Raw genomic sequence first — 26,927 nt, forward strand, 5'->3', positions numbered from 1 at the left:
ACATAAATCATACGAATTACCTTGTTAAGGGAATGTGAATGAGTCTAAATACTTATTTTTCTGAAAGGGGGTTTTCTCATAGGGATAGGATGTTTGATTTCAACATGCCGGGGTATAGTGTGTAGTGTAAACGATAATCAAGCAGGAGGGTTTCTACATGGGTAAGAAAATTGCAGTTGTCTTAACAGATTACTTTGAGGATGTTGAATTCACCGAGCCTGCAAAAGCCTTTAAAGACGCAGGCCATGAGATCACAGTGATTGAAAACGAAAAAGGAAAAACAGTGAAAGGAAAGCAAGGAGAGGCAGAAGTAAGAGTCGATGCGTCTATCGATAACGTGAAACCAGAAGACTTCGATGCACTTCTGATTCCTGGCGGCTTCTCACCAGACATTCTGCGTGCAGATGACCGTTACGTCCAATTCACTAAAGCCTTTATGGATGAGAAAAAACCAGTATTTGCGATCTGTCACGGACCGCAATTGCTCATTACAGCAAAAACGCTGGAAGGAAGAGGTGCAACCGGCTATACATCCATTCAAGTAGATATGGAAAACGCAGGCGCCAAATTCAAAGATGAAGAAGTCGTCGTTTGTCAGGATCAGCTTGTCACAAGCCGTACACCTGATGACATTCCAGCATTTAACCGTGAATCATTAAAACTGCTCGCAAAATAAATAGTTTTGAAAGGATAAACAAAGCCAGCACCTTATGAGGTGCTGGCTTTTTCTGTGCATGGATGGAAGAAAGCGGCGTAAACCGCAATCTAGTTTCCAGTGCACGATTATTTTCTTAAGCTTTTCAGCTCGCTTGCAATGGCTTGCATTTCACTTGGACTGAATGAAGATTTTTTCATCACCATTTGGTGAAGAAATTCAATATCTTCATACTTATCTGGACTGAAGTCTTCGGCTTTGATGACTCCAATATTCAGCATATTTAGCTTTTGCGAGATGTCTTCAATCAGCTGATTGACTTCAGCCGCTTTTTGCTGTGACAAGGGCGGCACGTCCTTTCCTGCATGTGTCGAATAATATGTCTATTTTAACAGAAAAGCAAAAGAATAAAAGGGCTATTATGACGACACTGAAATGTTTTTTTCCTTTTTCTCCTCTTTGATCTTATCAATGATTCGTTTGGATTCAAACACCACAACACCTGATAAACCGATGAGGCCAATTAAGTTTGGAATGGCCATCAGCCCATTGAGCATATCTGCTACGCCCCATACGAAGTCATTCTTAAACACGGCACCGAAAAAGACAGCAATCACAAACACGATGCGATAATACATAACATACGAATCCTTCGCCAAATATGTAAAGCATTTCTCTCCATAATAGGACCAGCCAATGATGGTTGAATAGGCAAACAGGAGCAGCCCGATTGCCACGATGGTTGAGCCAGCTGGACCGAGGAAGTGAGCAAAGGATAACGAAGTCAGTGCATCACTTTTCACTGTTAAATACATATCTGCCATGACAATCGTAATGCCAGTGATAGAACAAACAATGATGGTGTCAATAAACACTTGCGTCATAGAGACGAGAGCTTGACGGGCAGGCATATCCGTTTTCGCAGCTGCAGCAGCAATTGGTGCTGATCCAAGACCAGCTTCATTGGAAAAGACTCCTCGTGCGACACCCCAGCGAATGACAGTTCCAATTGCACCACCTGCTACAGCTTGACCTGTAAAGGCATCTGAGAAAATAAGACTGACTGCGCCAGGAACAAGATCAGCATTCATGACAAGAATGATTAGCCCGCAAATGACGTAAAATAAAGCCATGACTGGTACAAAAATAGATGTCACTCGGCCGATACTTTTAATTCCGCCTAAAATCACGAGTGCCGTAAAGGCGGTAATGATGATACCTGTTACCCATGTTGGAATTTGAAAAGTAGAATTCATGACGCCTGAGATGGAATTAGACTGTACCAGGTTGCCGATCCCAAAGGCAGCACTGGCACCGAAAACAGCAAATAGCACCCCTAGCCATTTCTGTTTTAAGCCATGCTCTAAATAATACATAGGTCCGCCAGACATTTCGCCTTTTTCGTTTTTGACCCTGTATTTTACAGCAAGAACAGCTTCTGCAAACTTGGTGGCCATCCCGAAAAATGCAGCAAACCACATCCAAAATACTGCACCAGGACCACCTGCAATGACAGCTGAGGCAACACCGACGATATTCCCTGTACCGACAGTTGCAGCAAGAGCCGTCATTAATGCTTGGAAATGAGAGATATCTCCCTCTGATGTTTTGTCTTGTTTTGAAAAAGCGAGCTTTAAAGAATAAGGAAGTAATCTAATTTGAATGAAGAGAACGCGAAAGGTGAGGTAGATTCCAGTACCAACAATTAAAATCAACAGGGGAGGCCCCCACAAAAAATTGTTCATCGTCGTGACAAATTGCTCAATGATTCCCATCTAATGTCCCCCTTTGTTTGTGTAATTCTCCTAAAGTTTCTCCTGTTTTTGTGTAATTTGTCAATGCCGATGGGAGTTTTTCTTGCAAAGTTTCCAAAAGAAAAAGGGCTTGCTATGATAGAGATAAGGTTTTCCAAAGGGATTAATAGGGAAAAGATAGGAGGAGAATGAAGGATGATTCATGTATTATTTGTATGTCTCGGCAATATTTGCAGGTCACCGATGGCAGAGGCGATGTTTAGAAAACGAGTCGAAGACGAAGGGCTGAGTGAACAATTTGTGATTGATTCAGCAGGCATTGGCGGCTGGCATCAAGGCAGTCCCCCGCATGAAGGAACACGAAAGCTGCTTGATGAAAAGGGCATCAGCTATGAAGGAATGACTGCAAGACAAATCATGGATAAGGATATCACCACATATGACTATATCATTGCGATGGATGCTGAAAATGTAGGCGCCCTCCGCAGTTTAGCTGGCTATGGAAAACATCACTTTATTGGCCGTCTTCTTGACTTTGTAGAAGACGACGATCGAGACGATGTGCCAGATCCTTATTACACTGGGAACTTTGAGGAAGTACATGATTTAATTGAAACAGGAATTGATCGTTTTTTGACGTATGTAAAAAAAGAGAAACACCTTTAACTGAAAGGAGATCAGATGAGATGGAAGAGAACAATCAAATCGTGCTTCGGGGAGCTGTTATAGGCGCAGCCTGCGGCATATTGCTGACATTATTTCATCGTCCAACAAGAACTGCACTGAAAGAAAAATGGAATGACTGCCAGCAAAAGCTGGATGAATACCGCCTCGAGCCTGGCAAGATGTCTGCTTGTGTGAAGGAAAAAATGGAAGAAACGAAGCAATTGATGAGAACGGTCTCAGATGATTTGTCTTTTCTGAATGAACAGGTGAATCAGTTAAAGGAAACAACACCAAAGGTATTAGAGATTATTGAAGAAACAAAGGATCACTTTCAAAAGAAACAGAAAGATTGATCATTGGAGATGAGGCGTATGGGTTTTGTTAAAGCGTTAATTGGACGCTTTTTGCTGCATGAAGGACCGGCAAAATCAGCTGAACTTGCGTATTTCTTTTTGCTTTCATTATTTCCGTTTCTCATCTTCGTGCTGACGCTTGTTGGTTATTTGCCGCTGACATCAAAGGATGTTCTAAGCGTCATTTCTGGTTATGCGCCAGAGGGAGCGCTTTCGATGATTGAATCCATTGCCGAAGAGACGCTGAATAACCGTAACGGCGGATTGTTGTCATTCGGGATTATTGCCGCCCTCTGGTCTGCATCCAACGGCATTAATGCGGTTGTCAGAGCATTTAACCACGCTTACGAAGTTGAGGAAAATCGTTCCTTCATTCTCGTACGTTTAACATCGATCATCTTAACCATTGCGATGGTGCTTACGATTATTTTTGCCTTAATGCTGCCTGTCTTTGGAAAAGAGCTTGGCTTATTCGTTGCCAAATTAGTAGGGCAGTCAGATGCGTTTCTCACCATTTGGACAGCCATGAGATGGATTATTAGTCCACTGATTTTACTGATTGTTTTTACATCCCTATATTATTTTGCCCCTAACATCAGGCTGAAATTGAAATTTGTGCTGCCAGGCGCCATATTTGCATCTGTTGGCTGGATTCTCGTCAGCATGCTGTTCTCATTTTACGTAGGCGAATTTGCTAACTATAGTGCGATGTACGGAAGCATTGGGGGAATTATTATATTAATGATCTGGTTTTATTTAACCGGCATTATGATCATCCTCGGCGGCGAACTCAATGCGCTTTTACATAAGCGTAAAATCGTACCAGGCAAGCTGTAAAGAAAACCGGGCATCCTAAAGAAGAACGAACTTGTTCAATCTTATGGATGGGGGAATACCGAATGTCTAAACAATCGAAAAAAGGCGGAAGCAACACTAAACAAAACAAAGGCCATCAGCCAAAGCACAAAACAAGCGGAAGTGCGAATGGGCAAAATGGGTATCACTAGATGAAAAAACTCCTCTGCATAGGTGCAGGGGAGTTTTTAATGAGAAATGGATTCGTTTGGAGTGTCGACCACTGACTGTGTACGCCCAAATCGAACACAACAAAACACAAATAAAATCACAATGCTGACAAGGTAGAGTAAATTCATGCCCTCAAACGTCTGCACAAAGAATCCGCCAAGAACTGGACCGAGTATACTCCCAGCACTAAACGCCATCCCGCACATCAAATTCCCAGCAGGCAGCAGATGCTTTGGCAATAAGTCGGTCATATAACTGATGCCAAGTGAGAAGGTCGAACCTACAGCCATCCCGGCCATAAAGAAACAGATCGCAACAGCCAAAACGGACTGAATGAAAATCCCTGCTAAAAGGAAAAAGAATGAACCGACGAGTGTCACGACTAAAATCATGCGGCGTCTGCCGAACCGGTCGCTCAGCATCCCAAGGGGAAGCTGAAAAACAATACTCCCAATTGCAAACGCAGGTAAAATAAATGCAACAGCATCTATCGTCACCCCGCTCCTTAGTGCGTACACAGGGAAGTTACTATTGAGTGTCGTTTCTAAAAAGCCGTAGCAGAATGGCATCATAAACGCTACCCAGCCAAATTGAAAAGCTTTTTTGAAGCGCTTCAAACTATTTGTCTGCTCTGACGTCTGCATTTCACCTGTATCTGGATGTGCATTTTTTAACACAAACACAAGCAGCCAAATACACAAACTAACTGCACCAGAAACAATGAAAGGTAAAGATGGGTTAATTTCGATGAGTGGTGTTAAAAAAGGTCCAGCGGCAAAACCAAGTCCAAACGATAACCCATACAATGAAATATTTCGCCCGCGATTTCTCGATGACGACGCATAGGTCACCCACGTCTGTGTAGAGAAATGCAGCATATGATCACCAATCCCGATCATGAGCCGCAGGAAGAACCAGACAACATAAGATTCAAAAAACACAAAGCTGAACAAGCTTAAAAAGACAGCGGCGCCTCCAATGACAATTAATGGCTTAAACCCAAACCGGCGAAGCGGCGCTTCCATAAATGGAGATGCTAGCAGCACGCCGAGATATAAACCGGTGGCATGCAGTCCGTTTAACGTAGGAGAAGTACCGGCATGTTCAAAAATAATCGAAATGACAGGCAGTAACGCTCCCTGCGAAAAACCAGATACAGATACAAGTAAAATTAAAATCATAAAATGAATTCTCGACATAAGAAGCTCCTTACAAGTTCATATTTTCATCGTACAATGGAACCATAGGGGTTTCAATAGAAAGGTGGAAAAGGAATGAAGCTGATATACGAAAATGATCGGTGGATCGCAAATGCTGATCAAAGGCAGCTACATATTTCAGGAAATGAAGAAACGGGATACAGACCATCTCAATTGTTCACCTCAGCCATTGCGGGCTGTTTTGGAGAAATGGTCATTCATGTATGCCAGAAAAAACGAATATCCTATCAAGGACTGACCATCATACCTAATACGACAAGAGAAGGAACTGTAAACAAAATCACTCGTGTTCATTTGCATATGATTTTTGAAAGCATCAACACCTCTGATGAACAGCTGGAAAAAGTAATGAAACTTGCGTTGAAGCATTGTTCCATGGTGCAATCCGTGAAAGGAACAATCGACATCACCCTTTCACACGAACAAATTTAAATGTATATGATGCGGGGACTCACGAAAGAATAACAGTCAGACATGATGTAAAGGAGAATGGCTGTATGAATCGTTTGTTTCTTGTGATTGTCGCAATCGGTGTTCCATTATCTGTGATTGGCAGTTTTCTTCATTTTCCGCAAGCTGTCATGTTCGCTGTCTATTGTATCGCCATCATCGGGCTTGCAAGTTTTATGGGAAGAGCGACAGAGAGCCTTGCCATTATAGCAGGGCCAAGAATTGGCGGGCTGTTAAACGCTACTTTTGGAAATGCAGTGGAATTAATCATTTCATTTTTTGCATTAAAACAAGGGCTTACCGCCATTGTTCTTGCTTCACTAACTGGCTCGGTGATCGGGAATTTACTGCTCGTGGCTGGGCTGTCTTTTTTCGTTGGTGGATTGAAATTTAAACGTCAAGAGTTCAATGTCCACGATGCAAGGCATAACTCTGGGCTGCTCATGTTTGCAATTATTGTCGCATTTGTCATTCCAGAAGTCTTTTCTATGGGAATGGCAGAAGATCGTCAATTTGTTTTAAGTATTGGCATTAGCATTGTGATGATTTTGCTTTATGTCGCAGCACTCTATTTCAAACTGGTGAGCCACCGGGGTGTTTATGTTGCCAAGCAAGAAATCGCAGAAGGGGAAGCAGCGACGGAAGAAGAAACACCAGAATGGTCTGGGAAGTTTGCGACGGCGATTTTGCTCCTTGCGACAATTGCTGTGGCGTATATTTCGGAGCGGCTCGTCCATACATTTGACACAGTCGGAGAACAGTTTGGATGGAGCGAGCTTTTTATCGGAGTCATTATTGTTGCGATTGTTGGTAATGCAGCAGAACACGCTTCTGCTGTGATTATGGCGTATAAAAACAAAATGGATGTCGCAGTGGAAATTGCTTTCGGTTCCACGCTTCAAGTCGCCATGATGGTCGCACCGATCCTTGTGATCAGCTCTCTGTTTTTTGAAAAGCAAATGCCACTGATCTTCTCATTACCAGAGCTCATTGCCATGGCATCCTCTGTTTTACTGACGGTCATCCTCTCAAATGATGGGGATACGAACTGGTTTGAAGGTGCAACATTGCTCGCTGCCTATTTCATTATGGCGATTGGATTTTTCCTTTTATAATCTTTTGTGGATAAGGGACGTCTTTCGGGAAAATACTATGGAAAAATGAATGAGAAAGAGTGATGATATGAAAAAGATGCCCCGCATCATGTTTGTTGTTCTCTTATCCTTAAGTTTTCTATACAGCTTTCCAGCCGAGGCAGCAAAGCCGTTTAAGGTGCCATCGTCTGTCGCCAGTATCTCAAAGGAAAATACGTATCCAAATGCGTCACAGGATCAACCGCTGCTCCAGCCGAGCGAGCTGACGGCCGAATTATTTAAAACAACAAGTGTACCAATTGAAAATACACATTTGATTAAAATGCTGAATGAATCCAGTATCTCAGGTACACCGCTAGCAGTTGGCTACAGGGCAACGATTTTTCTTGGAAGATGGGCACTCAGCTATGATTCAAACGAAACCGTCGCCAATTGGGAATACAAAAAAGTGAACACGAATCACATTGATAATAGAGGCGGAAACAAAACAGCCATCGGCAAATATGTGCAAAAGCAACAAGTAAAAGTAAGTGGAGGGCTCACAGCAAAAGTACCAAACCCAGAAGATGTGAAAACATTGATGATGCAAAAAGCCATCCAAAAAACAAAACTTCCGCTCGCCTTCGACACAGTGATTGGTGCAGGAACAAAGCGAGATCAGTCCTACCACGTATCTCCGAAAAAAGCAGCAACCCTGCATGCATACGCTCCAGCCATTAACGAAAAAGGAAAGGTTACTTACGGAGAAGTGTATCTTGTGCTCAAGGGAAATAAACGCAAACTTGTCGTGAAAAATGTGACCTCACAAGGAATCGGCGCTTGGATTCCTGTTCAGGATCACCTGACGTTTGGGTTTCAAGGGATGAATTAAAAACAGTCATCTCCTCTTACCAAGGGGAGATGACTGTTTTTTGATTAAGATGTCCTATCTTTTTTCTTTTTCATTTCATGAATGTAAAAATCAAAGGCGTTATATAAATACCATATAATGAAAAAAAAGAAAATGATTTTAGTGAATATCGTCAAATTGTTGAAAATAAAGCATAGGCCAATATAAGGGAGGATCATAAAGCCAGAATACGAAAACCACCATGTTTTAAAAATGAAACTCAACCCCTTGGTTATTTGTGGAAACGACTCTTTCTTCATATTACATGGTCTTGAGTAGAACGTAAACCTTACCAAGAAAATAAAAAAGCCAACGCAGAAGTTGAATGAATCCAACAACTACGATGGCTTAGCTGATTATTCCCCTAAATCCACATTATGATAAACTTGCTGCACGTCTTCAAGCTCTTCTAATACATCGATGAGTTTTTCAAATTGTGCTTTCGATTCATCATCTAATGTCACTTCGTTTTGAGGCAGCATTGTGATTTCAGCGACAGTAAATTCTTCTACGCCTGCCTGTTTGAACGCTTCTTGAACTTGATGGAATTGATCTGGTTCAGCGTAGACGATCACCGTATCATCTTCTTCCATAATGTCACGTACATCAATGTCTGCTTCCATTAAAAGTTCAAGCGTTTCTTCTTCACTTTTCCCCTCGACACCGATCACCGCTGTTTGGTCAAACATGTAAGCAACAGATCCACTGACGCCCATATTTCCGCCGTTTTTCCCAAATGCTGCACGAACATCAGACGCTGTGCGGTTGACGTTATTGGTCAGGGCATCAACGATCACCATAGATCCGTTTGGACCAAATCCTTCGTAACGCAGCTCATCGAAGTTCTCTTCTGCACCGCCTTTGGCTTTTTCAATCGCACGATCTACAATGTGTTTTGGGACACTATATGTTTTTGCACGTTCTAGGACAAAACGAAGTGCTTGGTTTGATTCTGGGTTTGGCTCACCTTGTTTGGCAGCCACATAGATTTCACGCCCGAATTTTGCGTAAATACGACTTGTACTGGCATCCTTTGATGCTTTTTTTTCTTTAATGTTGTTCCACTTACGACCCATCTTATTCACTCTCTTTCACTTAGTAAATACACAGTATGAGGGTCCCCATGCTGCATGAAATCAATCTGCTTTCTATTATACATGAATCAGTCAAGAGGATAGAAGTAAGAGGGCTGAAATGAAAAGAATTTCTTAGTTGAAGTGTCCGAGCTTGTTTAAGCGTCTTCTCTTTCTCATGGGGTCTAGTCAGCTCTTCACACCGAATAATCCTGTGAACCACATGCATGATAATTCACTTATTAACAAAAAGTAATCAAAAAAATAACCCCATCACAAATGAGGTTATTTTGTAGGCTGTGGATAGACGATATCCTCAAGCAATTTCACATCATGCTGATGAAGTTGTGTGATCATTTCTTTTCGCACAGCGAGGGCGGCTTCAAAATATTTTTCGTCCTCGACCATTCCTTTTACAGTGATCTCAATCCCGCGATTCAACTTATTCAGTCCCATAATGCCATGAACCTGAAAGGGTTCAATGGCGTTATGGAATTCATCTTTTTTCAGTAAATCATGATGCGTTTGATTTAACTGATCACATGCTGTTTCTAACGCCTCGAAAGCAATGTCAGGATTTTGGTTTGCGCTGATTAAGACTGACTCTGTGATACGCATGTAGTGCATATTGTAGTTTTGGATTTGACGAATGTCTCCGTTTGAAATGGTTAACAGCTTGCCGCTCCATTCTCTAATTTGCAGAGACCTGAGACCAATTTCTTCAATGGTTCCGTTAAAAAGATTATTGACCGTCACATAGTCACCTTTATGAATCTGCCGTTCATAAATGAGGAAGATGCCAGCTAAAATGTCACGAATCAAGGTCTGAGCACCAAAACCAATGACAATTCCAGCCACACCAGCCCCCGCAAGAATCTTCCCAAAGTCATGAAAGAATAAAGAAATCACATATAAGACAAAACATATGGAAGCTGTATACTTTGAAACCGATTTGACCAAGCTCTCAATCGTTTTTTTCTTTTTATCTTCAATGAATTCAGTGCGTTTAAAGAAAATCTGAAGCGCTTTGTTGATCATAAAGACGGCAAGCCAAAGAATGAGTCCAACAAGGAGAATTTCAATGTATTTGTTCTTGACCACTGTCAGAAATGTTTCGTCCATCTATCGGTTACCCCCTGACTGTACGAGAAGTAAAATCAACATCTTGATAATAACTGTTTTTCACAAGAACATTCGGACCAAGGCATTGCACACTTGAGCAATGACAATTCAGTTCTTTTGCCAATTTTGTGTTCATCCAGCGTGTATAGGCTGATTGCAACGTATCGGTTTCAATATTTCCTAATGGCGGTGTATCGCCAAAGTCTGTCACAATAATATTCCCATCAAAAATATTCACATTCAACCGTGAACGGCCATCAGGGTCATTACGTACTGTCACATTTTTCGCTTGACGCAATCGAGTCAAGAGGCGCTGGTCTTCTTCATCTGTGCTGCATGAATAAAATGGCAATGTGCCAAACAGCATCCATGTGTTCTCATCACGAACATCGAGCAGCTGATGAATCGCATCCCGCATTTGTGGAAGTGACAATGATTCAAGGGCGCTGGCAAAATCACTTGGATACATCGGGTGAACTTCGTGGCGCTGGCATTTCATCTCGTCCACGATTTGACGATGGATGTGTTCAATATAAGGAAGCGTACGCTTATTCAGCATCGTTTCAGCGGATACTGTTACACCCGCTTTCACAAGTGCCTGACTATTCTCGATCATGCGGTTAAACAATTTTTCGCGCTGCTCAAAGGTTGGCTTTCGGTCCATCATTGCAAAACCAACCGTAGCAAACTCTTCGACCGTCCCCCAGTTATGTGAAATGTGTAGGACATCCAAGTATGGAATAATTTCTTCATATCGAGCCAAATCAAGCGTTAAATTCGAATTAATTTGGGTACGGACGCCGCGTTCATGGGCATACTTTAATAAAGGAACGACATATTCCCGTACAGATTTCAGAGACAGCATCGGCTCTCCGCCTGTAATGCTAAGGGAACGCAAGAGCGGTACTTCATCTAAACGGCGAAGCAGTAAATCGAGTGGAAGTGCATTCGGATCTTTTGTCTGCAAAGTATAGCCAACCGCACAGTGCTCACATCTCATGTTACACAACGTCGTTGTCGTCAATTCAATATTTGTCAGCTTCATTTCTCCGTAATCCTGCACATCGAGATAGGCTTCCCAAGGGTCGAATGCAGGTGTAATCGGACGAAGTGCTGTTTTTTGGTTCATGGTATCTATCTCCTTTTCATTCGGGCAAACATAGACCCGCCAACAGTTAATTTTAAGCCCCATCACCGTTATACGCAAGAGGGGACACAATTGATTTACAAAGGAAAAAAAGATAAGCTATAAACAAATGCTAAAGGGAGTGTATCTATGGGCAAGGCAGCAGACAGCAAAGAGCAGCAGGTTGATTATTTAAAGAACCGATTAGATATGTTTATGAATGTGATTGATTCATTAGATCCTGAATCCACAGACGTTGAGGATATAGACAGACTGATCCAGATGATTGACGACCTAGAAGCGAAATATGAACGGTTTAAAACCGATTGGAAGGAAGAATAGCTCGCGCTGATGCGGGCTTTTTTCTTTAAATTGGCAGGTCAAAAAGTGTATGAGTACCCGGTATATTCTGCACAATAGAAGAAAAACCGGGAAGTGACGTAAATGAAAAAATGCATACTGATCTGTCTATGTGCGCTTTTTGTATCGATGCCTTTTTCAAACTTAGAAGCCGTGTCTAATCAGCCTATTCATTGGGGATTTGCTAAAAGCAAAGAGCACAAGCCAGCAGATGCCGGCAAGGAACTGACGACACTCTTAAAGAAATATGATGCTTTCTATTTAGGAAATACGAAAAAGAAAGAGATTTATTTTACATTCGACAATGGCTATGAAAATGGGTACACACCCAAAATCTTGGACGTGCTGAAAAAACATCAAGTACCAGGCACCTTTTTTGTGACTGGGCACTTTGTAAAGGACCAGCCCAAGCTCGTCAAACGTATGGCAGAGGAAGGTCATATTATTGGCAACCATTCCTATCACCATCCAGATTTAACAACAAAGAGCACGAAAGAAATCAAAGAAGAACTGGATCGTGTCAATGAAGCGGTATACAAAATCACAGGAAAACAAGATAACCTCTACCTTCGTCCACCGCGCGGGGTATTCAGTGAAAGGGTACTAAAGGAAACGAAACAGCTTGGCTACCAAACCGTTTTCTGGTCAGTAGCGTTTGTAGATTGGCACATCCACCATCAAAAAGGAAAACAGTATGCGTACAATCAAATGATGAAACAGGCGCATCCGGGTGCCATTTACTTACTTCATACCGTCTCAAGGGACAATGCCGAGGCACTTGATGATGCCATCACTGCTTTAAAAAAACAAGGATATACCTTTAAAAGCTTAGACGATCTCATGCTTGAAAAAGTATGGCATCTCCCTCAGCTATAGAAAAAAGCTTGCAGACATCTGCAGGCTTCAGCGTGTAGCCAAACCCTCGCATTCTTTGTCAGTCCTGCGTGCTGGTGCTCACGAATGTCAAATTCGCTCCGCGCCAGTACTCGTCCTTCCTAGGGCTGCAAAGGTTTTCTATCACGCTGAAAAGAAGACAAAGGGCTAAAATCAAGTTCATTTTAGCCCTTTGTCAACAATCCGAAGCTTGCAGACATCTGCAAGCTTTTTGACTTATCCTTCTCTTATTTTACGCTGGAACAAAAGGGGACGATGACGAGTAAAGGAGTCAATCAAGCCCTCACCGAAAATCGTGATGCTTTGCTCCCAAGGATGTCCTAGCAAACCCCAATGCATCTCTTTTGATAAAAAGAAATAATAATCCCCATTTGGGAGCACAGGCACTGTCCATTCTCCAAATTCATCTTTTTCAAATGAGCCGTATGGTGTGATCCAATAGCATTCGTGCTGCCAATCAAGTACCAGCATATATTCGCCGGTTCCGGTGATATTCTCCTGAAAAGACAGCAGTACCTTCTTTTCAAGGTCTTCATCCGCACTTAGGAGAGAAGGGTCCTCGAAATAAGCAGAGATATCATATGTGATGTAAGGAGATGGTGCTTGAAAACCGGGAAAGCGTGAGATGCTTGGTTTAAATTTAAACTCTTGATTAAATGTCTTCCATGCGTATTTTAGTTCTTTGTCTGTCAGTGGAATCCAGTTTTCCATAGTATCTCCCTTTCAAGCACTTCTCTCAAAAAACTATTTAAAAATCCTAAACCATCCTTTATGTTTAAACCACAAAAGCATCCCTGAAACAAGCAAACCCATGAAAATCAGTACGCCAAAATAGCCATATTTCCAGTGTAATTCAGGCATGTTATCAAAGTTCATACCATACACCCCAACAATAAAGGTCAGTGGAATAAAAATCGTCGAGACAATGGTCAGTGTCATCATGATGGCATTCATTCGATTGGAATTTAGTGTTTGATAGCTGTCTCGTAAATCGGCTGTCATATCACGGTTTGACTCAACGATTTCTGTTAGTTTCAATAGATGATCATAAATATCATTAAAATATGCTTGCCGGTTTGCATCGCTTTTCATCATATTCGTGTTCACAATTCGATATAAGAGGTCCCTCATCGGGATAATGGTTCTGCGCAGTTTGAGCAAATCGGATCGAATACCGAATACTTCGTTCATTAATGTACCATACGTTTTATGCCCTTCTTCATCCTCGATTTCATTGAGCCTGTCCTCAATTTGATAAATAATAGGAAAATAATCATCGACGAGCTGGTCAATCAGCATATAAGCCATATGCTCTGGACCGCTCTCGCGTGCTTTATCAGACCCCTTGAGCTTTCGAATGACTCGATCAATGTAGGGTGCTTCCTTCAAATGAAAAGTAACGATATAGTTTTCTCCAACAAACAGGTCGACTTCTTCAGATCGAAGTGTTTTTTGATTGAGGGCATGAAGGACGAAAAATAAATACCCTTCATAAAAATCAAGCTTTGGCCGTTGTAAATAATGGAAGCAATCTTCAATCGCAAGCGGATGGAACTGAAAAAATTCCTTTAACAGTGCTGCTTCCTTTTCCGTTGGCGCATAAAAATCAATCCAATACCAGGCAATATCGGGGCTTGAAAGCTGCTGTAATGTTGCATGTTCAATCAAGTCGCCGTTTTTTGTCACTGCAAGTTTTTTCAGCATGTGCACCCCTCCAGACTTGCATTATATCATGAAGCAGCAGCGGTGAACTTATACGTTTTCACCATAAAAAAGCCGATCTCATCGCTGAGATCGGTCCAATGTGCGTGTATGATTGATGGATAAAGCGAGAATTAAGGACGACGGAAGTTGACGAAACCACCGTTACGGTCGAACCAGCCTCTAAATGCCCAGTTGATGTAGCCGCCATCACCTTTGTTTGTGAAAGATCCACTTTCAAATACCCAGACTCCGAACGTAATGCCTCCGTATTTTACAGTAGCAAACGTTTTAACACCGTTGAAACGAGTCTCATAACCTTGGCTTAAGTTAAAGACCATGACATTGTATTTTGCGCCAGCAGCATAGAAAGCAGACTCCATTAATCCTTTGACAAAGCCTTCACGGTTTGTGTTAGCGTTTGCAGCGTTAATTAATGCATTGGCAATTCCAAGAACGTCAAAGTTAATGTTAACATTTGTCGCATTTGTCGTTGCTTTACCTTCAGCAGCTTTGTTTAACACAGTTTGCTGAATAGTTGTTGAAACTGGAGCAGTTTTTTGCTCAGCAGCGTCAGCGAATACTGGTAGTGTCGAAGAAACAGCAGTGGCAAGGGCAACAGAAAGAATTGTTTTTTTCATTGGTCGGATCTCCTTTGTTTTTAAATTTTGGGTCTTCTTTTAGTAAAACGTGAAACTAGGTGAAGCCGGTTATCAATGAGGTAAATATGTTCCTGCAAGATGAAACAAATGATTGCCTAATCCGCTAATTCCTTTGTTCACCTCCTTGATATGTCATAATTATACAAATATTTTTGAAATAGAAGATATCACCCATAGGTTCTATTTCTAATTTAAGGAAAATGATCCTAAAATGTTGAAGACTGCTGTCGCATTTTAGCTGAAATCGACTAAAAATGTTCATCTATCTAACAGGAGAATGACCATAAATAAGGAAGATATAACTGATAAATTCTTGTACTCTTTATATTTAAAAGTATTCAATATAGAGAATCATTCATGCAAAATGAAACAATCACATCTGCGTGTGTTTGCAGAAAGGAAGAGGAAAAACATGTGGGAAAAACACCTATTGGTTGAACCACCCTATCACTTCGATCAAGTGCTGAGACGTTTGTCGAGCGATCCATTAAAAGCGGTCGATCTGGATAAAAGAGAAATCAAAGTACCGATGAGGCTAGATCATCAACCGTACGTTGCAGTCGTTCAAGCGACAGGAACAAAAGAAGCACCTTCGTTCCGGGTACAGGCTAACGGACCGGAGGAAGCCATCCTTTCTGAGGTGAAGCGGATTTTTGGCATGGAGCATCAACTGCATGTCGTGCATGACCATTTTGCTCAAACAAATCTTGCGACCATTTTTGAACGTCATATCGGAACACCACTTATGCTAGATTTCCATCTATATCATTGCTTAATGAAATGCATCATTCATCAACAGCTCAATCTTGCGTTTGCTTATGAGCTGACAAAACGGTTTGTCCACACGTATGGCGAGCAAATAGACGGCGTCTGGTTTGACCCTTTACCGGAAACCATTGCATCACTTGCAACCGACGATTTGAGAAAACTGCAATTCAGTCAGCGAAAAGCGGAATATGTGATTGATGTCTCAAAGCGAATAGTGAGCGACTCTCTGGATTTAGAAGAATTACACGACTTAACGGATATTGAAATTGAAGAACATCTGCTTCCGATTAGAGGGATTGGACCTTGGACGGTTCAAAATGTCCTCATGAATGGACTTGGAAGACCAAATCTCTTTCCAATGGCAGATATCGGGATTCAAAATGCGATCAAACGTCACTTTGACCTGCCTGAAAAGCCGACAAAAGAAGAGATGGCAATTTTAAGCAAGGAGTGGGCGCCGTATTTAAGCTACGCCTCTCTTTATTTATGGAGAAGTATTGAGACAGACAAATAATTGAAAGGCATTTTCTCTCTTCGTCCAAGTCGTGATATACTAATCAGATGGAATAAAATGAGGACAACCGATAAAGGTTTAAATAGAACGGAGAGAATAAACGTGAAAGAAAAACAGCAAGGAGCCCTTCTGCAAAAGGGACAGCAGTTCCCGCTTACCATTAAACGCCTTGGCATTAATGGGGAAGGGGTCGGTTATTTTAAAAAGCAAGTGGTCTTTGTCCCAGGTGCACTTCCAGGTGAGGAAGTAGTAGTTGAAGCAACGAATGTTCAAGCGAAATATGCAGAAGGTACGGTGAGGAAAGTCCGCAAGCGCTCAGAACATCGAGTGAAACCGCCGTGCCCAGTATACGAAGAGTGCGGGGGCTGTCAGCTTCAGCATTTGGCATACGAGCAGCAGTTAAAGGAAAAACGCGATATTGTCATTCAATCAATGGAGCGTCATACAAAGCTGTCGGTTGAAAAGATCGACATTAGACCAACAATCGGTATGGAAGATCCATGGCACTACCGGAATAAAAGTCAGTTCCAAGTCGGAAGATCACATAGTGGCGACATCATCGCAGGGCTTTATGGGCTGAATTCCCATAAACTTGTTCCGATCAAGGAATGTATCGTCCAGCATCCGAAAACGAACAAAACAACAGGTGTCGTCCGCAAAATTTTAGAGAAATTCGGCGTATCTGTCTACAACGAGCGGACAAGAAAAGGCGACGTGCGCTCGATTGTTGTGCGTGTCGGCTTTGAAACAGGTGAAGTACAAGTCGTCCTTGTCACATCAAAGCCTGAGTTTCCAAAGAAAAAAGAAATCGCCGAAGCCATTCAAAAACGTCTGCCAGAAGTGACGTCTATTATGCACAATATCAATGGCGAAAAAACGTCAGTCATCTTTGGGCATAAAACATCGCACCTAGCTGGCAACATGGTCATCCAAGAATTTTTAGGAGACGTCTCCTTTGAACTAAGTGCACGTGCATTCTTCCAATTGAATCCGAAGCAGACGCTAAAGCTTTACGACGAAGCGAAAAAAGCAGCCAAACTGACTGGCAAAGAAAAAGTAGTCGATGCGTATTGCGGTGTCGGTACGATTGGTATGTGGCTCTCAGATGGCGCAAAAGAAGTAAGAGGTATGGATGTCATCAAAGAATCAATTGATGACGCGAAGAAAAATGCCAAAAAACACGGCATGAAAAACGCGACCTATGTGACAGGCACAGCCGAACACTGGTTGCCAAAATGGGTCAAAGAAGGCTTCCGTCCTGACGTCATCGTCGTTGACCCGCCAAGAACAGGCTGCGAACGCACTTTCTTAGACACCGTCAAACAAGTCAAACCCAAACGCTTTGTCTACGTCTCTTGCAACCCATCTACACTAGCAAAAGACCTCGAATACATGTCAAAAGACTACAAGATCGAATACATGCAGCCAGTGGATATGTTTCCGCATACGGCGCATGTGGAGTGTGTGGTGTCTTTAGCCCTTAAATAATAGTGGGCAAAGAACCGCGAAAGGCCATTATGATCATTTAACCTTCTAATATGATGTAATCACCAAATTTTTTTCTGTTAAGTGAGCATAAATATCACCAATCATGTTTTATCAATGGAAGTTTTATGTGAATATATATGCATGGTCTTGTCGCAGATGGTATCTCTGGTCCAAAACCAAAGAAAAAGGCGCAGCTCGAAGCCTTCTTGAAGTAAACAAATAGTCCCCTTGAAATTTCGAGGGGACGTTTTTGTTTATTCGATGATTTATCCTCTTTTTAATACTCGCATACTTTATCTTCGCACTCAGGTTTTTCTTTAGCATCTACAGTGAAAGATATGACTTCGTCATTGCCTTTATCATAGATTCCCCATATTTCTTTTTTCTTATTTTCATTGAGATAACCATTAATTTCAATACCGCCCATTGGGTTTATCTCATAATCATCAGTATAATCAATTCGTTTAATATCATTATAGTTTGTTTTAATAAAGTCAGTCATTCTTTTCTTAGCCAAGGAATACAATTCTTCTTTTTTAGCTTCTTGGGCAGCTGTTTTTTTGTCGAGTTGTTCCTTCATAAATATCCCTCCAAGTGTTATAATAACCAAAGTCACAAGGATAATTATGTATTTTTTCATAAAACCATCCTTTCTATCTTAGATTTTACATGAGAGAAGGGGCATTGTACATGAATACAAAGACCGACATACCTAATTTAACAGATAAAGATTATTTTTCTCTGAGCCAAAATACATATAGTGAAAAGAAAATGAGAAAAGCCTATGAGAATAAGACACCACTTGTAAATGATTCAAAAAAAGCTTTTTATGTAGACAAAATCAAAAAAGACCCTGACACAGGCCTAGATGTTTACGTATTTGTCCAAGCCAAGAAAAAAGATGGTAAATGGGTTAAACCAAAAGAACCTGAGAATGTTGTCGTAGGTTTTCAAGGAACAAATCAAGAACAAATCAAAGCTGACGTGATAAGTGCAGATGGCGGCAACGTGGTAATGGGTCAAGATCCGAAAAAGAAAGTCAAATACATCATGAAAAAAGAGGCACCTGAAAACTCTAAAGCGATTACCAAGTATAACGGTAGTATGGAACAAGCCATGTTGTTGAAAAGTGGAGAATACAAAATTGTCACTAAGACATCTCAATTTGATCAAGGTGATAAGCTCGTCGCCAATGAAGTGAAAAAGTATGCTGGCACTAATACAGTGATTTCAACAACGGGTCACTCACTTGGAGGGGCAGATGCAGAATACGCTGGTGTAAACAATCATGTTTACAGTGTAGCCTTTAACAACCCTTCCATTGTTAAACTGCATGATGAAGAAACTCAGAAGAAAATCAGAAACGGCGAATTTGATTTGTATCATAAAGCCATCATTAATCCCGATGATATGGTGGGGGCAGGTTGGTTGTTAGAATATGACAGGCACAACGGAACGACAATTTATACGAAAGATCCTAGTCAATCACGAAGAGAACGTATAGATCGGTTTGTGTCACCGCTTGGTGTTCCTGGGGTTTTAGGAAATTTGATTACTTCCTTCTATGGCCAAGCATTCGCAAAAGATCCGGATACTCATAGTTTAAATGAGTCGAACTTTACATTTGATAAGAATGGTCATATCAAAAGTGTGGATGGAAGCGAAGGTGTTTATAACCGGAATATCGAATCGTTCTCATCTTATTCAGGTATGAATGGACAAACCATCAAAGTGGATGCCAAATATGCAAAAGAATTAGCTCATCGATTACAGGCAGCTATCGAAGACTTAAAAACAAAAAAACAAGCAATTGAACAATTCCCTCATGATCACAGCAAAATGGTGTATGACGTAAAATCTATTTGTGGAAAGAGGTTAGGAGAATTCAAGGATCTAGATCCAAGTGACGTTGAAAAAGCTATATTGTTTCACGCCCCTTTTGTGAATGATGGAGCAGCATTTTATGACTCAGAAGAACAGTATCAAACTGAGGCTTCTCTACATTATTTGATTAGAGATTTAGAGGATATTAGTGAGTTTATTGTGAAAATGGCGGAGGATTTAAAAGATAAGGATAATGAATTAGCAAGATGGTTACGGTTGTAAGGGGGATTTCAATTGCCATATGGAGTTAATATGGATGCAGATGAGTTTTACAGACGATTACAACAGAATGAGGAATTAAAAAAAATTGTAGGTTCAAGTTTAAAAACGCATTGTCAGCATCTAAAAGAAGACACAAAACATGCGTCAGACTTTTCTTCAGCACAACAGGTTGTAGCTGAAGTGTATGTTGCTTTACTCTCTTCATTTGAAGGAAAAGCTAAGGATGCATTGGTACAAAGGCTCAATGAAAATGCGACGATGCTGACAAATGCAACAGAGAACAGAAGTGCCTTTCTAAGAAGTATAAAGATAAAATAGTGAACATAACCTCTTCGCAACGATGTGACAGAGGTGTTTTTTTATTTGAGAATCGTCTTATAAATTCCTTGACGCTTTATTCACAGCTGGTATCAGCTTATTATTTAATATGACACATAAACGTTGACGAGCAAGATGATTAATACCGTGTATGTGAAGACAGTGGTATCGATGGTACGAGTGTAAAAAGTGAAATGAATAAAAATGGTTCGTGATTTGAATACTGGCTTCTAGTTTGTAGGATCATCACGGATTTGTTTATTAACTTATTCAGAGAGATCGATCAAAGAATTTTTAATTCATGGAAAGGTGGAGGATGAAATTGAGTCAATTTAACATCTTAACAAACTATATCCCTATGCTTCAAGGCGATGATATTGGTGAATGGGTAATAGATAAAGAAAATGACGGAACAGCGGAACACCCCATTCAGATGCCCTATGTGAATTATTCCGAAACGGTCCGACGTTTTATTGAGGATGTCTATACCTTTGCAGAACAACATCAAGAAATGGAGCTTACCCGCTACAATGAAATTCTCAAAGAAAATGGTATTGAGGGTGGAACGAACGATATGGAGAATGTGGACATCTCAAATGTAAATGCGCAGTGTGTGCTTGCTCTTATCATGGGGGTTCTGAGAGCTGAACGATTTTGCGATGGTGTCATACTCGATTTCTTTACAAACGGAACTATTGTTAAGTGGCTTGAAAGATTGGAACGTTTGGAGTAAGAGAGACTAGATTTCGGGGTGATCAAATGAAAAACAAAACAGATGTAGCCCACAGGTTTCCTCCTATGAAAATAGAAGAAATTGATCATATTTTATTATATGATCTTGATGCAATAAAAGTTGAAAAAGAAGATGAACGTATAAAATTCATTTTACAAGATCCCTATTGTCCTGATAAACATCATATTCACAGTGTGTATGTCATCTATAAAAGGTCTATACTCAATTTACTTGAAGGTAGGAATCGTTCTATTCATAGTCATGAATTCATGACTGCTAAGAAAAAGGATCGAACGATTTCTATAGAAGATATAGAATATGTATTAGAGATCGCTACAGTTGTGGTTCTTGCAAGTGAAAATAATGGAATATTGACGAATTATTTTTATAGTGGAGTCGGACAAAGGTTAGATTGTATTTTTAATCTATGCTTAGGTTATTCAACAGATTTACAAAAGAAAGAGCATAAAGTAAGTTTGCAACGATTTATGGAAGATATAAAGATTGTTGAAGAGATGGGATTGTTAGAAAAAATAGTAGGATAATGAGAAAAACCTAGATTTTAGAGAAATCTAGGTTTTTTCGTGCTTTTGAAAAATTTAATCAACTTCATGTTGACTTTCCCCTTAACTGAAAGGTTTATACTGTGATCAGATCAACAAATCGGAGGAGATCAGGATGTTCAAGATTGGCGATTTTTCTATGTTAAGTAAAGTCCCTGTCAAAACCTTAAGGTACTATGACCAGATCGATTTATTAAAACCTAAACAGATCGATCAAGATTCGGGATACCGTTATTACTCAGCTGAGCAGCTGCTTGAGGTCAATCGAATTTTTCTCTATAAGGAATTAGGCTTTACGTTAAAACAAATGGGGCAGCTTCTTCGTGAAGATATTTCGGTAGAGCAAATTCAGGGCATGTTTCTCTTGAAAGAGAGTGAGATCCAGCAATTGATCGAAAGAGAACAACAAAAGTTAGCACGAATTAAGGAACGGATGCATCTCATCAAACGAGAGGGGTGTGTTGAAAAAGAACAGGAGGTCATCATCAAATCGGTTGAAAGCAAATGCATCATGTCTTTTCAATCCAACGGAACTGTTGAAGAAATCCCTTCATTCTTTCAAATGTTTCATCATTTATTACATAAACATCAACAAGAATCGATCTCGGGACCACAAGTGGTGCTATGGAGAGAATCACTGGATAAAGAAAGTGAGTTCGAATTTGAGGTGGGGTATTCCGTCAAATCGTTAAGGTGCTCGCTTCCTCAGGGAATGACAATTCGCACGTTACCTGCAGAAGACACCATGGCGACACTCTTATTTCATTCACATTCTCCATCCGCACAAACTGCTTGTGTTGACCTAGCGACATGGATCGAACATAACGGATACTGCGTGAAAGAAGATCAGCCGGGCCGAGAAATCTATTACCCATTGTCAGAAAATGAAGAAGGCAGACTCATTGAAATTCAAATTCCTATTAAAAATGAAATCAAATCGTAAACATGGCCCAAAGGAGAAACGTCACGATGCAAAATAAAACTGTTGTCTATTTACTTGCTTTAGCAGCTTTTTTAATCGGAACGATCGAATACATCATTACTGGCATTATTCAAATGGTCGCACATGATTTACATGTCACAACGTCTACTGCTGGCTTATTGGTCACATCTTTAGCACTTTCGGCCGCAATCGGTGCACCGATTGTCATCGCACTAACCATCAATATGGACCGCAGAAAAATATTAACATGGACGCTGATCATTTTTATTTTAAGTAACTTCATCACAAGTATCAGCCATTCGTTTGAAATGGTCATGATCACAAGAATTTTACAAGGAATCAGTGGGGGAACGGCGATTGTAGTGGCGATGGCAGTTGCAACTCGTCTTGTAGAACGGGAAAAAAGAGGAACAGCCATTGGCATCATTTTAATGGGATTAAGCAGCTCCTTGGTTTTAGGCGTTCCAATCGGGACATTTCTAAGCAGTATGATCGGATGGAAAGCATTATTCGCAGCCATTGGAGTGATCACGCTTATTCCGCTGATTGTTGTGTACAGGCGAATCCCCTCTATGAAAGAACAAGAGCCGGTGACGCTTCGTATGCAATTATCGATTTTAAAAGACAAGCGAATATTGCTTGCAGTGGCAGTCACGTTATTCTATGTAGGGGGATATTCGACTTTATTTACCTATTTAACGCCCTTCCTGCAAGAATCAGCCAACCTGACCATGACAGAAATCAGTGGCATTTTGTTACTAGCGGGAATATGCAGCTTTTTGGGATCGAGCCTTGGAGGGATGGCAGCAGATAAAAAAGGGCCAATCTTCACGATTTTTTCTGGCATCATCTTGCAAATCATGATGCTCATGCTACTAGCATTTGTCACAGGGAATCTCGTGGTCATGGTGGCTGTTATCATGATATGGATGATCGCAACATGGAGTACATCACCAGCTCAGCAGCTATATCTTGTAACCCTTGTTCCAAAATCTCCTGATATCGCATTAAGTGTTAATACATCATTTATTCAATTCGGATTTGCTTTAGGATCGGGTTTAGGGGGGATTGTGTTAAACGGAACCTCTGTATTGAACCTAAGCTGGCTCAGCGCCGGTACGGTTTTCCTTGCGTTACTCATGACCATTCTAATGGTGGCGTTTGACCGATTTTCTCAACATAAGCGTTTGAAGGTGATCTTGCAAGGAAGGTAACTTAAATTCAATTTTGTATGGAAGGGACTACTTATTTCAGGTAGTTCCTTTTTGATTTGAAGAATGCACCAGTAAAGTTGTTTATTTGATACAATAGGGGGCAATATCCAAAGATTGAAGGCATTCATATATTTCTTTTAAAAATGATGAATATCAAACAAAAGAACCATTAGACGAGGAGAGAAAATAAATGCAAATAAGCGAAGAGATCATCAATCGAAAAGGTGCTCGAAAGGGGACTGATATCCCTCATGACGTCTTGTTCCTTTTGAATCAGGGAAAAATAGAGAGTGTGAATTTAACTGAATGGCTGGCTGTCAATCATCTGACGTTATTACATCATGTGTTGCCATCCGTTGGTTTAGGCCATCATTTAGACGGTTTAACATCTAAGATCGCTCAACAAAAGGCTGAGTCTGGAATGAAAGCAATTCGTCTCATCGGTCAATTGTTAGATGAATGGCTACAGAAAGAGAATGGGGAAAAACAAGCGGAAGTGCTACAGGCATTTACTCACCATGTATCTGATAGCGTCCGCTGTTGGGCTGCTTATATGAACAAACACCGTTTATCAACTTTGGAAGAGAAATTGGCGTACATTCAGCCATTTGCAGCTGATCCTCATTTTGGAGTTCGAGAAATTGCTTGGATGTCAGTGAGAGAAAGTCTAACGGATCAGCTCGATCAAAGTATAGAACATTTAACAGAATGGGCTAAAAGTAAAGATGAAAATATTCGCCGATTCTCAGTAGAAGCTATTCGCCCAAGAGGTGTTTGGACAAAGCATATTGAGTCATTAAAACAAGAGCCAATGAGGGCACAGCCTATTCTAGACTTGCTCAAATCTGATCCATCAACATATGTTCAAGATTCTGTTGGAAACTGGCTCAATGACGCTAGTAAAACACAACCAAATTGGGTCATAAGCCTGTGTGAACAGTGGTCAAAGGATTCTGATACAAAAGCAACTAGCAGAATTGTCAAGAAAGCCAAAAGAACGATTGTGAAGGGGAATTTATAAACACCAACATAAACTGATTAGACAGTTCATGAAAATGAGTAAGCAGTCAATTTAGCGGTTTGAAAATAGGACTAAACCCATAAAGGCAAGTGAAAAAGTAAAGGGAATTATTCTTTACTTTTTTCGTGTGTGAAAAATCTAAATTCACAATAGAAAGGAAAAATATTGAAACATTTTTCCGATAAAAACGTAGTACAGATAGAGCTTTTATTAGAACCAATAGAAACGGAGAGGAGTATTGTATGGAACAGGTAGCACTGAAAAAGATGAGAACAAAACAATTGGTCACATGTAATTTAATAGCTGGCATCATGATCGTGACGTTTTCAATCTTTTTTCAAATCTTACATATTCAATTAACTCATTTGTTTTTTTGTCTAGGAATTGTCATGCTCTTTCAAAGTATTTTAGGATTCTTTAAAAGGAAATCAACAAAATCTTTCATTCCCATTTTTGAGCAGGTAGCTATTTATGAAAAAGAGAAGTTAGGAAAAGAGTGGGAGAAAGAACAGAGAACAGAAAATATTTCGAGAGTAGTATTGAGTGGTCTCATGTTTTTTCAGTCATTTAGCTTCCGAGATGTAACAAACCCATTCTTTGAAATACAACCTGCATTTCTATTTTTCTTAGTGGCTATGTTTCTAGTTATTATGAATGTAAGCATGCTTTTTCGCTTTAGAAAAATTGATCGATCTACTGAGGAACACGAATTAAAAGGGTATACAAAGGAATCAAATATGATGGGTTTGGTTTTAGGCCTTTTATCAGCTATCATCCTATTCGGCTTTATCATTATTTTCGTCCTTCCATAAGATAATCACTTAACAGATTGAGGTGAAACAAATGAATGAAACTCTACAGCATCTAATAGATGATACAAGAAAGAAGTTCGGCTTAGATGATTATCGTTTAAAAAACTACGAGTATTACCGAAATGTCAATATGTTTAATGAAACAATTTATAAATTGTGTATGGAATGGTTTCCTCCACATGAAACGGCACCTGTGGACGAAGATTTAAATCCGGATGGCACAGCCGTGATAGAAGTGAATTTGAATACAGGAAAGGTTGAGAGTGCTGTTTTTGTCATGGGTAAAACATATGCAAAGGAGGGTGTGTGCTTTGATAGCGGCCAGAATGACGCCATCAAATGGATTGAACAAGAAACAGGGTTGATATATGGAGAGCACTTTCACTTGCATAAAGAGGAGAAAGGGGAGCTTATTTTTGAAGAAAAAATTGCTGGTGTACCAGTGACCCCTTCGGGCATGATTGATGTGAAATGGGATGAACATGGACAACTCATTTACTTTGTTCTTCACGGCCCATTTGTTTCTATAAAAAAGCACAGGGCTGAAAAATATACGCTGCTCATTGAGAAGATTGAAAGCTTAGCCCTTCAGCAAGTGCAACGAATCGAATGGCCTTCCTCTGATCAGAATAAAATTCGTCCAATTTATGCGTTAGAAGAAGTGTATGTAAAGAATGATGGAACCGGAATTCTCCCGTTTGAAGGTACGATACAGGAACATCAATGTCTCAATATCAACCAAATCATCAAATGGGATGAACCAATAACTGAACCTTTTGTAAGAAAGGAATTAAATATTCAAGAAGACATCTCAGATGATCAAGCCTTTTCAATTGAACCCTCACCAGATACAATGCCCATAACAGAGGAAGAAAAAGATAAGTGTTTGAAAGCAGTTCAAAACTTGTTGAGTCAGGAATATCCTAACGACACCGGAAAATGGGTTTGCATTTCTCTTCATCGTGATCATTACATTCATGCAACAGTAAAAGCAAATAGACAAGAGAGAAGCTTGCTTACAGATAAAATCTTGATATTCATTGATGCCCTTACATTTGAAGCCGTTAATTACATAGATAGAAAAGAAATGTTTAAGGAGTGTGGCATGTTGGATGAACTCCAACTCCCTGGTAAAATCACCATGACAAAACAAGAAGCCTTCGAAAAATTAAAAGATCGGTTAGAGCTGACCCCCATCTATGTATATGATTTTACAGAAAAGCAGTATGTCTTATGTGGAAAACTAGATTGTCATGATGGAGTGGATGCAGTGAGCGGGGAAGTCATTCCTTTACAGGATATTTGAATTGGCACTTTACGCTATTGAAAGAACAGTCAGTGCTGTTCTTTTTTTGTCCCATCTCCCTCTTTTTTGCAGAAAAATGGAATTTTGTAGCAGGAA

The 26,927-nt window shown here is 40.5% G+C and carries 30 protein-coding genes; 20 read left to right on the forward strand and 10 right to left on the reverse strand.

Annotation, left to right across the window (positions count from 1 at the left end; translation table 11 throughout):
- Positions 1-157 precede the first annotated feature (157 nt).
- Positions 158-676 (forward strand): type 1 glutamine amidotransferase domain-containing protein, encoded by a 519-nt coding sequence (locus NST57_RS04165; protein ID WP_007496591.1) that lies wholly within the window; start codon positions 158-160, stop codon positions 674-676.
- Positions 677-783: 107 nt separating this feature from the next.
- Here NST57_RS04165 and NST57_RS04170 read toward each other — a convergent pair whose 3' ends face one another.
- Entirely contained in the window at positions 784-999 is a 216-nt protein-coding gene (locus NST57_RS04170) for a DUF1128 domain-containing protein (RefSeq protein ID WP_008341757.1), read from the reverse strand.
- 75 nt (positions 1,000-1,074) lie between these two features.
- Positions 1,075-2,430: an alanine/glycine:cation symporter family protein gene (locus NST57_RS04175; protein ID WP_144667976.1), complete on the reverse strand. Its 1,356-nt coding sequence runs from the start codon at positions 2,428-2,430 to the stop codon at positions 1,075-1,077.
- A gap of 174 nt (positions 2,431-2,604) precedes the next feature.
- Between NST57_RS04175 and NST57_RS04180 the strand changes: the two genes are divergently transcribed.
- From NST57_RS04180 to NST57_RS04190, 3 genes are read left to right on the forward strand one after another with little or no spacing between them, the layout of a single operon-like run.
- The gene (locus NST57_RS04180) at positions 2,605-3,075 is read left to right on the forward strand and encodes a low molecular weight protein-tyrosine-phosphatase (RefSeq protein ID WP_341298116.1); all 471 of its coding nucleotides are present in this window, start codon (positions 2,605-2,607) and stop codon (positions 3,073-3,075) included.
- Positions 3,076-3,095: 20 nt separating this feature from the next.
- Positions 3,096-3,428: a hypothetical protein gene (locus tag NST57_RS04185; RefSeq protein ID WP_142154415.1), complete on the forward strand. Its 333-nt coding sequence runs from the start codon at positions 3,096-3,098 to the stop codon at positions 3,426-3,428.
- Positions 3,429-3,446: 18 nt separating this feature from the next.
- The gene (locus NST57_RS04190) at positions 3,447-4,265 is read left to right on the forward strand and encodes a YihY/virulence factor BrkB family protein (protein ID WP_060832167.1); all 819 of its coding nucleotides are present in this window, start codon (positions 3,447-3,449) and stop codon (positions 4,263-4,265) included.
- Between the two features lie 206 nt (positions 4,266-4,471).
- Here the strand turns inward: NST57_RS04190 and NST57_RS04195 are convergent, their stop codons facing one another.
- The gene (locus NST57_RS04195; protein ID WP_142154420.1) at positions 4,472-5,653 is read right to left on the reverse strand and encodes an MFS transporter; all 1,182 of its coding nucleotides are present in this window, start codon (positions 5,651-5,653) and stop codon (positions 4,472-4,474) included.
- A gap of 75 nt (positions 5,654-5,728) precedes the next feature.
- Here NST57_RS04195 and NST57_RS04200 point away from each other — a divergent pair, with 75 nt between their 5' ends.
- The 3 genes from NST57_RS04200 (at position 5,729) to NST57_RS04210 (ending at position 8,089) form a co-directional block, all read left to right on the forward strand.
- Entirely contained in the window at positions 5,729-6,106 is a 378-nt protein-coding gene (locus NST57_RS04200; protein ID WP_341298117.1) for an OsmC family protein, read from the forward strand.
- Positions 6,107-6,171: 65 nt separating this feature from the next.
- Positions 6,172-7,239 (forward strand): calcium/proton exchanger, encoded by a 1,068-nt coding sequence (cax, locus tag NST57_RS04205; RefSeq protein WP_017366829.1) that lies wholly within the window; start codon positions 6,172-6,174, stop codon positions 7,237-7,239.
- A 67-nt stretch (positions 7,240-7,306) separates the two neighbouring features.
- The gene (locus NST57_RS04210; protein WP_017366830.1) at positions 7,307-8,089 is read left to right on the forward strand and encodes a YfkD famly protein; all 783 of its coding nucleotides are present in this window, start codon (positions 7,307-7,309) and stop codon (positions 8,087-8,089) included.
- 374 nt (positions 8,090-8,463) lie between these two features.
- Here the strand turns inward: NST57_RS04210 and NST57_RS04215 are convergent, their stop codons facing one another.
- The 3 genes from NST57_RS04215 to yfkAB form a co-directional block, all read right to left on the reverse strand.
- On the reverse strand, positions 8,464-9,183 hold the full coding sequence (locus tag NST57_RS04215) for a YebC/PmpR family DNA-binding transcriptional regulator (RefSeq protein WP_341298118.1): 720 nt from the start codon (positions 9,181-9,183) through the stop codon (positions 8,464-8,466).
- 282 nt (positions 9,184-9,465) lie between these two features.
- Positions 9,466-10,302 carry a mechanosensitive ion channel family protein gene (locus tag NST57_RS04220; RefSeq protein ID WP_341298119.1) on the reverse strand — a complete coding sequence of 279 codons (837 nt, stop codon included), beginning with the start codon at positions 10,300-10,302 and terminating at the stop codon, positions 9,466-9,468.
- Between the two features lie 7 nt (positions 10,303-10,309).
- Complete coding sequence (gene yfkAB / locus NST57_RS04225) at positions 10,310-11,431, reverse strand: radical SAM/CxCxxxxC motif protein YfkAB (protein WP_341298120.1); 1,122 nt, start codon at positions 11,429-11,431, stop codon at positions 10,310-10,312.
- Between the two features lie 147 nt (positions 11,432-11,578).
- Between yfkAB and NST57_RS04230 the strand changes: the two genes are divergently transcribed.
- Together NST57_RS04230 and pdaA are read left to right on the forward strand one after the other, a co-directional pair.
- Complete coding sequence (locus NST57_RS04230) at positions 11,579-11,770, forward strand: SE1561 family protein (protein WP_003218031.1); 192 nt, start codon at positions 11,579-11,581, stop codon at positions 11,768-11,770.
- Positions 11,771-11,872: 102 nt separating this feature from the next.
- Complete coding sequence (gene pdaA / locus NST57_RS04235; protein ID WP_039168013.1) at positions 11,873-12,664, forward strand: delta-lactam-biosynthetic de-N-acetylase; 792 nt, start codon at positions 11,873-11,875, stop codon at positions 12,662-12,664.
- Positions 12,665-12,898: 234 nt separating this feature from the next.
- Here pdaA and NST57_RS04240 read toward each other — a convergent pair whose 3' ends face one another.
- From NST57_RS04240 to NST57_RS04250, 3 genes are all read right to left on the reverse strand, one after another.
- A complete protein-coding gene (locus NST57_RS04240; protein ID WP_142154432.1) occupies positions 12,899-13,393 on the reverse strand; it encodes a DUF2716 domain-containing protein in 495 nt (164 codons plus the stop codon).
- A gap of 33 nt (positions 13,394-13,426) precedes the next feature.
- Positions 13,427-14,386: a magnesium/cobalt transporter CorA gene (gene corA, locus NST57_RS04245; protein WP_007496624.1), complete on the reverse strand. Its 960-nt coding sequence runs from the start codon at positions 14,384-14,386 to the stop codon at positions 13,427-13,429.
- Positions 14,387-14,517: 131 nt separating this feature from the next.
- Positions 14,518-15,024: a stress protein gene (locus NST57_RS04250; protein ID WP_142154435.1), complete on the reverse strand. Its 507-nt coding sequence runs from the start codon at positions 15,022-15,024 to the stop codon at positions 14,518-14,520.
- Between the two features lie 433 nt (positions 15,025-15,457).
- Here NST57_RS04250 and NST57_RS04255 point away from each other — a divergent pair, with 433 nt between their 5' ends.
- Both NST57_RS04255 and rlmD read left to right on the forward strand, forming a co-directional pair.
- The gene (locus tag NST57_RS04255) at positions 15,458-16,327 is read left to right on the forward strand and encodes a DNA-3-methyladenine glycosylase family protein (RefSeq protein ID WP_341298121.1); all 870 of its coding nucleotides are present in this window, start codon (positions 15,458-15,460) and stop codon (positions 16,325-16,327) included.
- A gap of 102 nt (positions 16,328-16,429) precedes the next feature.
- A complete protein-coding gene (gene rlmD / locus NST57_RS04260) occupies positions 16,430-17,815 on the forward strand; it encodes a 23S rRNA (uracil(1939)-C(5))-methyltransferase RlmD (RefSeq protein ID WP_445818780.1) in 1,386 nt (461 codons plus the stop codon).
- A 277-nt stretch (positions 17,816-18,092) separates the two neighbouring features.
- Here rlmD and NST57_RS04265 read toward each other — a convergent pair whose 3' ends face one another.
- Entirely contained in the window at positions 18,093-18,455 is a 363-nt protein-coding gene (locus NST57_RS04265) for a DUF1433 domain-containing protein (protein ID WP_142154438.1), read from the reverse strand.
- Between the two features lie 50 nt (positions 18,456-18,505).
- Between NST57_RS04265 and NST57_RS04270 the strand changes: the two genes are divergently transcribed.
- From NST57_RS04270 to NST57_RS04310, 9 genes are all read left to right on the forward strand, one after another.
- Positions 18,506-19,921 (forward strand): lipase, encoded by a 1,416-nt coding sequence (locus NST57_RS04270; RefSeq protein WP_341299184.1) that lies wholly within the window; start codon positions 18,506-18,508, stop codon positions 19,919-19,921.
- A gap of 12 nt (positions 19,922-19,933) precedes the next feature.
- Entirely contained in the window at positions 19,934-20,239 is a 306-nt protein-coding gene (locus tag NST57_RS04275; protein WP_341298122.1) for a hypothetical protein, read from the forward strand.
- A 322-nt stretch (positions 20,240-20,561) separates the two neighbouring features.
- Positions 20,562-20,972, forward strand: coding sequence for a DUF6508 domain-containing protein (locus NST57_RS04280; protein ID WP_341298123.1), 411 nt, complete (start codon positions 20,562-20,564; stop codon positions 20,970-20,972).
- Positions 20,973-20,998: 26 nt separating this feature from the next.
- Positions 20,999-21,517 (forward strand): hypothetical protein, encoded by a 519-nt coding sequence (locus NST57_RS04285; protein WP_341298124.1) that lies wholly within the window; start codon positions 20,999-21,001, stop codon positions 21,515-21,517.
- Between the two features lie 133 nt (positions 21,518-21,650).
- Positions 21,651-22,478: a MerR family transcriptional regulator gene (locus NST57_RS04290; RefSeq protein WP_341298125.1), complete on the forward strand. Its 828-nt coding sequence runs from the start codon at positions 21,651-21,653 to the stop codon at positions 22,476-22,478.
- 26 nt (positions 22,479-22,504) lie between these two features.
- A complete protein-coding gene (locus NST57_RS04295; RefSeq protein WP_341298126.1) occupies positions 22,505-23,692 on the forward strand; it encodes an MFS transporter in 1,188 nt (395 codons plus the stop codon).
- Positions 23,693-23,882: 190 nt separating this feature from the next.
- Complete coding sequence (locus NST57_RS04300) at positions 23,883-24,713, forward strand: DNA alkylation repair protein (protein ID WP_341298127.1); 831 nt, start codon at positions 23,883-23,885, stop codon at positions 24,711-24,713.
- 242 nt (positions 24,714-24,955) lie between these two features.
- A complete protein-coding gene (locus tag NST57_RS04305) occupies positions 24,956-25,525 on the forward strand; it encodes a hypothetical protein (protein WP_212047346.1) in 570 nt (189 codons plus the stop codon).
- A 31-nt stretch (positions 25,526-25,556) separates the two neighbouring features.
- On the forward strand, positions 25,557-26,831 hold the full coding sequence (locus tag NST57_RS04310) for a hypothetical protein (protein ID WP_341298128.1): 1,275 nt from the start codon (positions 25,557-25,559) through the stop codon (positions 26,829-26,831).
- Positions 26,832-26,927 lie beyond the last annotated feature (96 nt).

Origin of the sequence: Bacillus sp. FSL M8-0077, from assembly GCF_038050255.1 — a bacterium.
GTDB lineage: Bacteria > Bacillota > Bacilli > Bacillales > Bacillaceae > Bacillus > Bacillus altitudinis.

Excerpts from the sequence above, each read along its gene's own strand:
- NST57_RS04310 (WP_341298128.1), top strand. The coding sequence starts at position 25,557 with ATGAATGAAACTCTACAGCATCTAATAGATGATACAAGAAAGAAGTTC.
- NST57_RS04215 (WP_341298118.1), bottom strand. The coding sequence starts at position 9,183 with ATGGGTCGTAAGTGGAACAACATTAAAGAAAAAAAAGCATCAAAGGAT.
- NST57_RS04285 (WP_341298124.1), top strand. The coding sequence starts at position 20,999 with ATGAAAAACAAAACAGATGTAGCCCACAGGTTTCCTCCTATGAAAATA.
- NST57_RS04175 (WP_144667976.1), bottom strand. The coding sequence starts at position 2,430 with ATGGGAATCATTGAGCAATTTGTCACGACGATGAACAATTTTTTGTGG.
- NST57_RS04185 (WP_142154415.1), top strand. The coding sequence starts at position 3,096 with ATGGAAGAGAACAATCAAATCGTGCTTCGGGGAGCTGTTATAGGCGCA.
- NST57_RS04290 (WP_341298125.1), top strand. The coding sequence starts at position 21,651 with ATGTTCAAGATTGGCGATTTTTCTATGTTAAGTAAAGTCCCTGTCAAA.
- NST57_RS04220 (WP_341298119.1), bottom strand. The coding sequence starts at position 10,302 with ATGGACGAAACATTTCTGACAGTGGTCAAGAACAAATACATTGAAATT.
- NST57_RS04240 (WP_142154432.1), bottom strand. The coding sequence starts at position 13,393 with ATGGAAAACTGGATTCCACTGACAGACAAAGAACTAAAATACGCATGG.
- NST57_RS04180 (WP_341298116.1), top strand. The coding sequence starts at position 2,605 with ATGATTCATGTATTATTTGTATGTCTCGGCAATATTTGCAGGTCACCG.
- NST57_RS04265 (WP_142154438.1), bottom strand. The coding sequence starts at position 18,455 with ATGAAAAAATACATAATTATCCTTGTGACTTTGGTTATTATAACACTT.
- NST57_RS04200 (WP_341298117.1), top strand. The coding sequence starts at position 5,729 with ATGAAGCTGATATACGAAAATGATCGGTGGATCGCAAATGCTGATCAA.
- NST57_RS04270 (WP_341299184.1), top strand. The coding sequence starts at position 18,506 with ATGAATACAAAGACCGACATACCTAATTTAACAGATAAAGATTATTTT.
- NST57_RS04230 (WP_003218031.1), top strand. The coding sequence starts at position 11,579 with ATGGGCAAGGCAGCAGACAGCAAAGAGCAGCAGGTTGATTATTTAAAG.
- NST57_RS04300 (WP_341298127.1), top strand. The coding sequence starts at position 23,883 with ATGCAAATAAGCGAAGAGATCATCAATCGAAAAGGTGCTCGAAAGGGG.
- yfkAB (WP_341298120.1), bottom strand. The coding sequence starts at position 11,431 with ATGAACCAAAAAACAGCACTTCGTCCGATTACACCTGCATTCGACCCT.
- pdaA (WP_039168013.1), top strand. The coding sequence starts at position 11,873 with ATGAAAAAATGCATACTGATCTGTCTATGTGCGCTTTTTGTATCGATG.
- corA (WP_007496624.1), bottom strand. The coding sequence starts at position 14,386 with ATGCTGAAAAAACTTGCAGTGACAAAAAACGGCGACTTGATTGAACAT.
- cax (WP_017366829.1), top strand. The coding sequence starts at position 6,172 with ATGAATCGTTTGTTTCTTGTGATTGTCGCAATCGGTGTTCCATTATCT.
- NST57_RS04295 (WP_341298126.1), top strand. The coding sequence starts at position 22,505 with ATGCAAAATAAAACTGTTGTCTATTTACTTGCTTTAGCAGCTTTTTTA.
- NST57_RS04195 (WP_142154420.1), bottom strand. The coding sequence starts at position 5,653 with ATGTCGAGAATTCATTTTATGATTTTAATTTTACTTGTATCTGTATCT.
- NST57_RS04210 (WP_017366830.1), top strand. The coding sequence starts at position 7,307 with ATGAAAAAGATGCCCCGCATCATGTTTGTTGTTCTCTTATCCTTAAGT.
- NST57_RS04165 (WP_007496591.1), top strand. The coding sequence starts at position 158 with ATGGGTAAGAAAATTGCAGTTGTCTTAACAGATTACTTTGAGGATGTT.
- NST57_RS04250 (WP_142154435.1), bottom strand. The coding sequence starts at position 15,024 with ATGAAAAAAACAATTCTTTCTGTTGCCCTTGCCACTGCTGTTTCTTCG.
- NST57_RS04305 (WP_212047346.1), top strand. The coding sequence starts at position 24,956 with ATGGAACAGGTAGCACTGAAAAAGATGAGAACAAAACAATTGGTCACA.
- NST57_RS04255 (WP_341298121.1), top strand. The coding sequence starts at position 15,458 with ATGTGGGAAAAACACCTATTGGTTGAACCACCCTATCACTTCGATCAA.
- NST57_RS04190 (WP_060832167.1), top strand. The coding sequence starts at position 3,447 with ATGGGTTTTGTTAAAGCGTTAATTGGACGCTTTTTGCTGCATGAAGGA.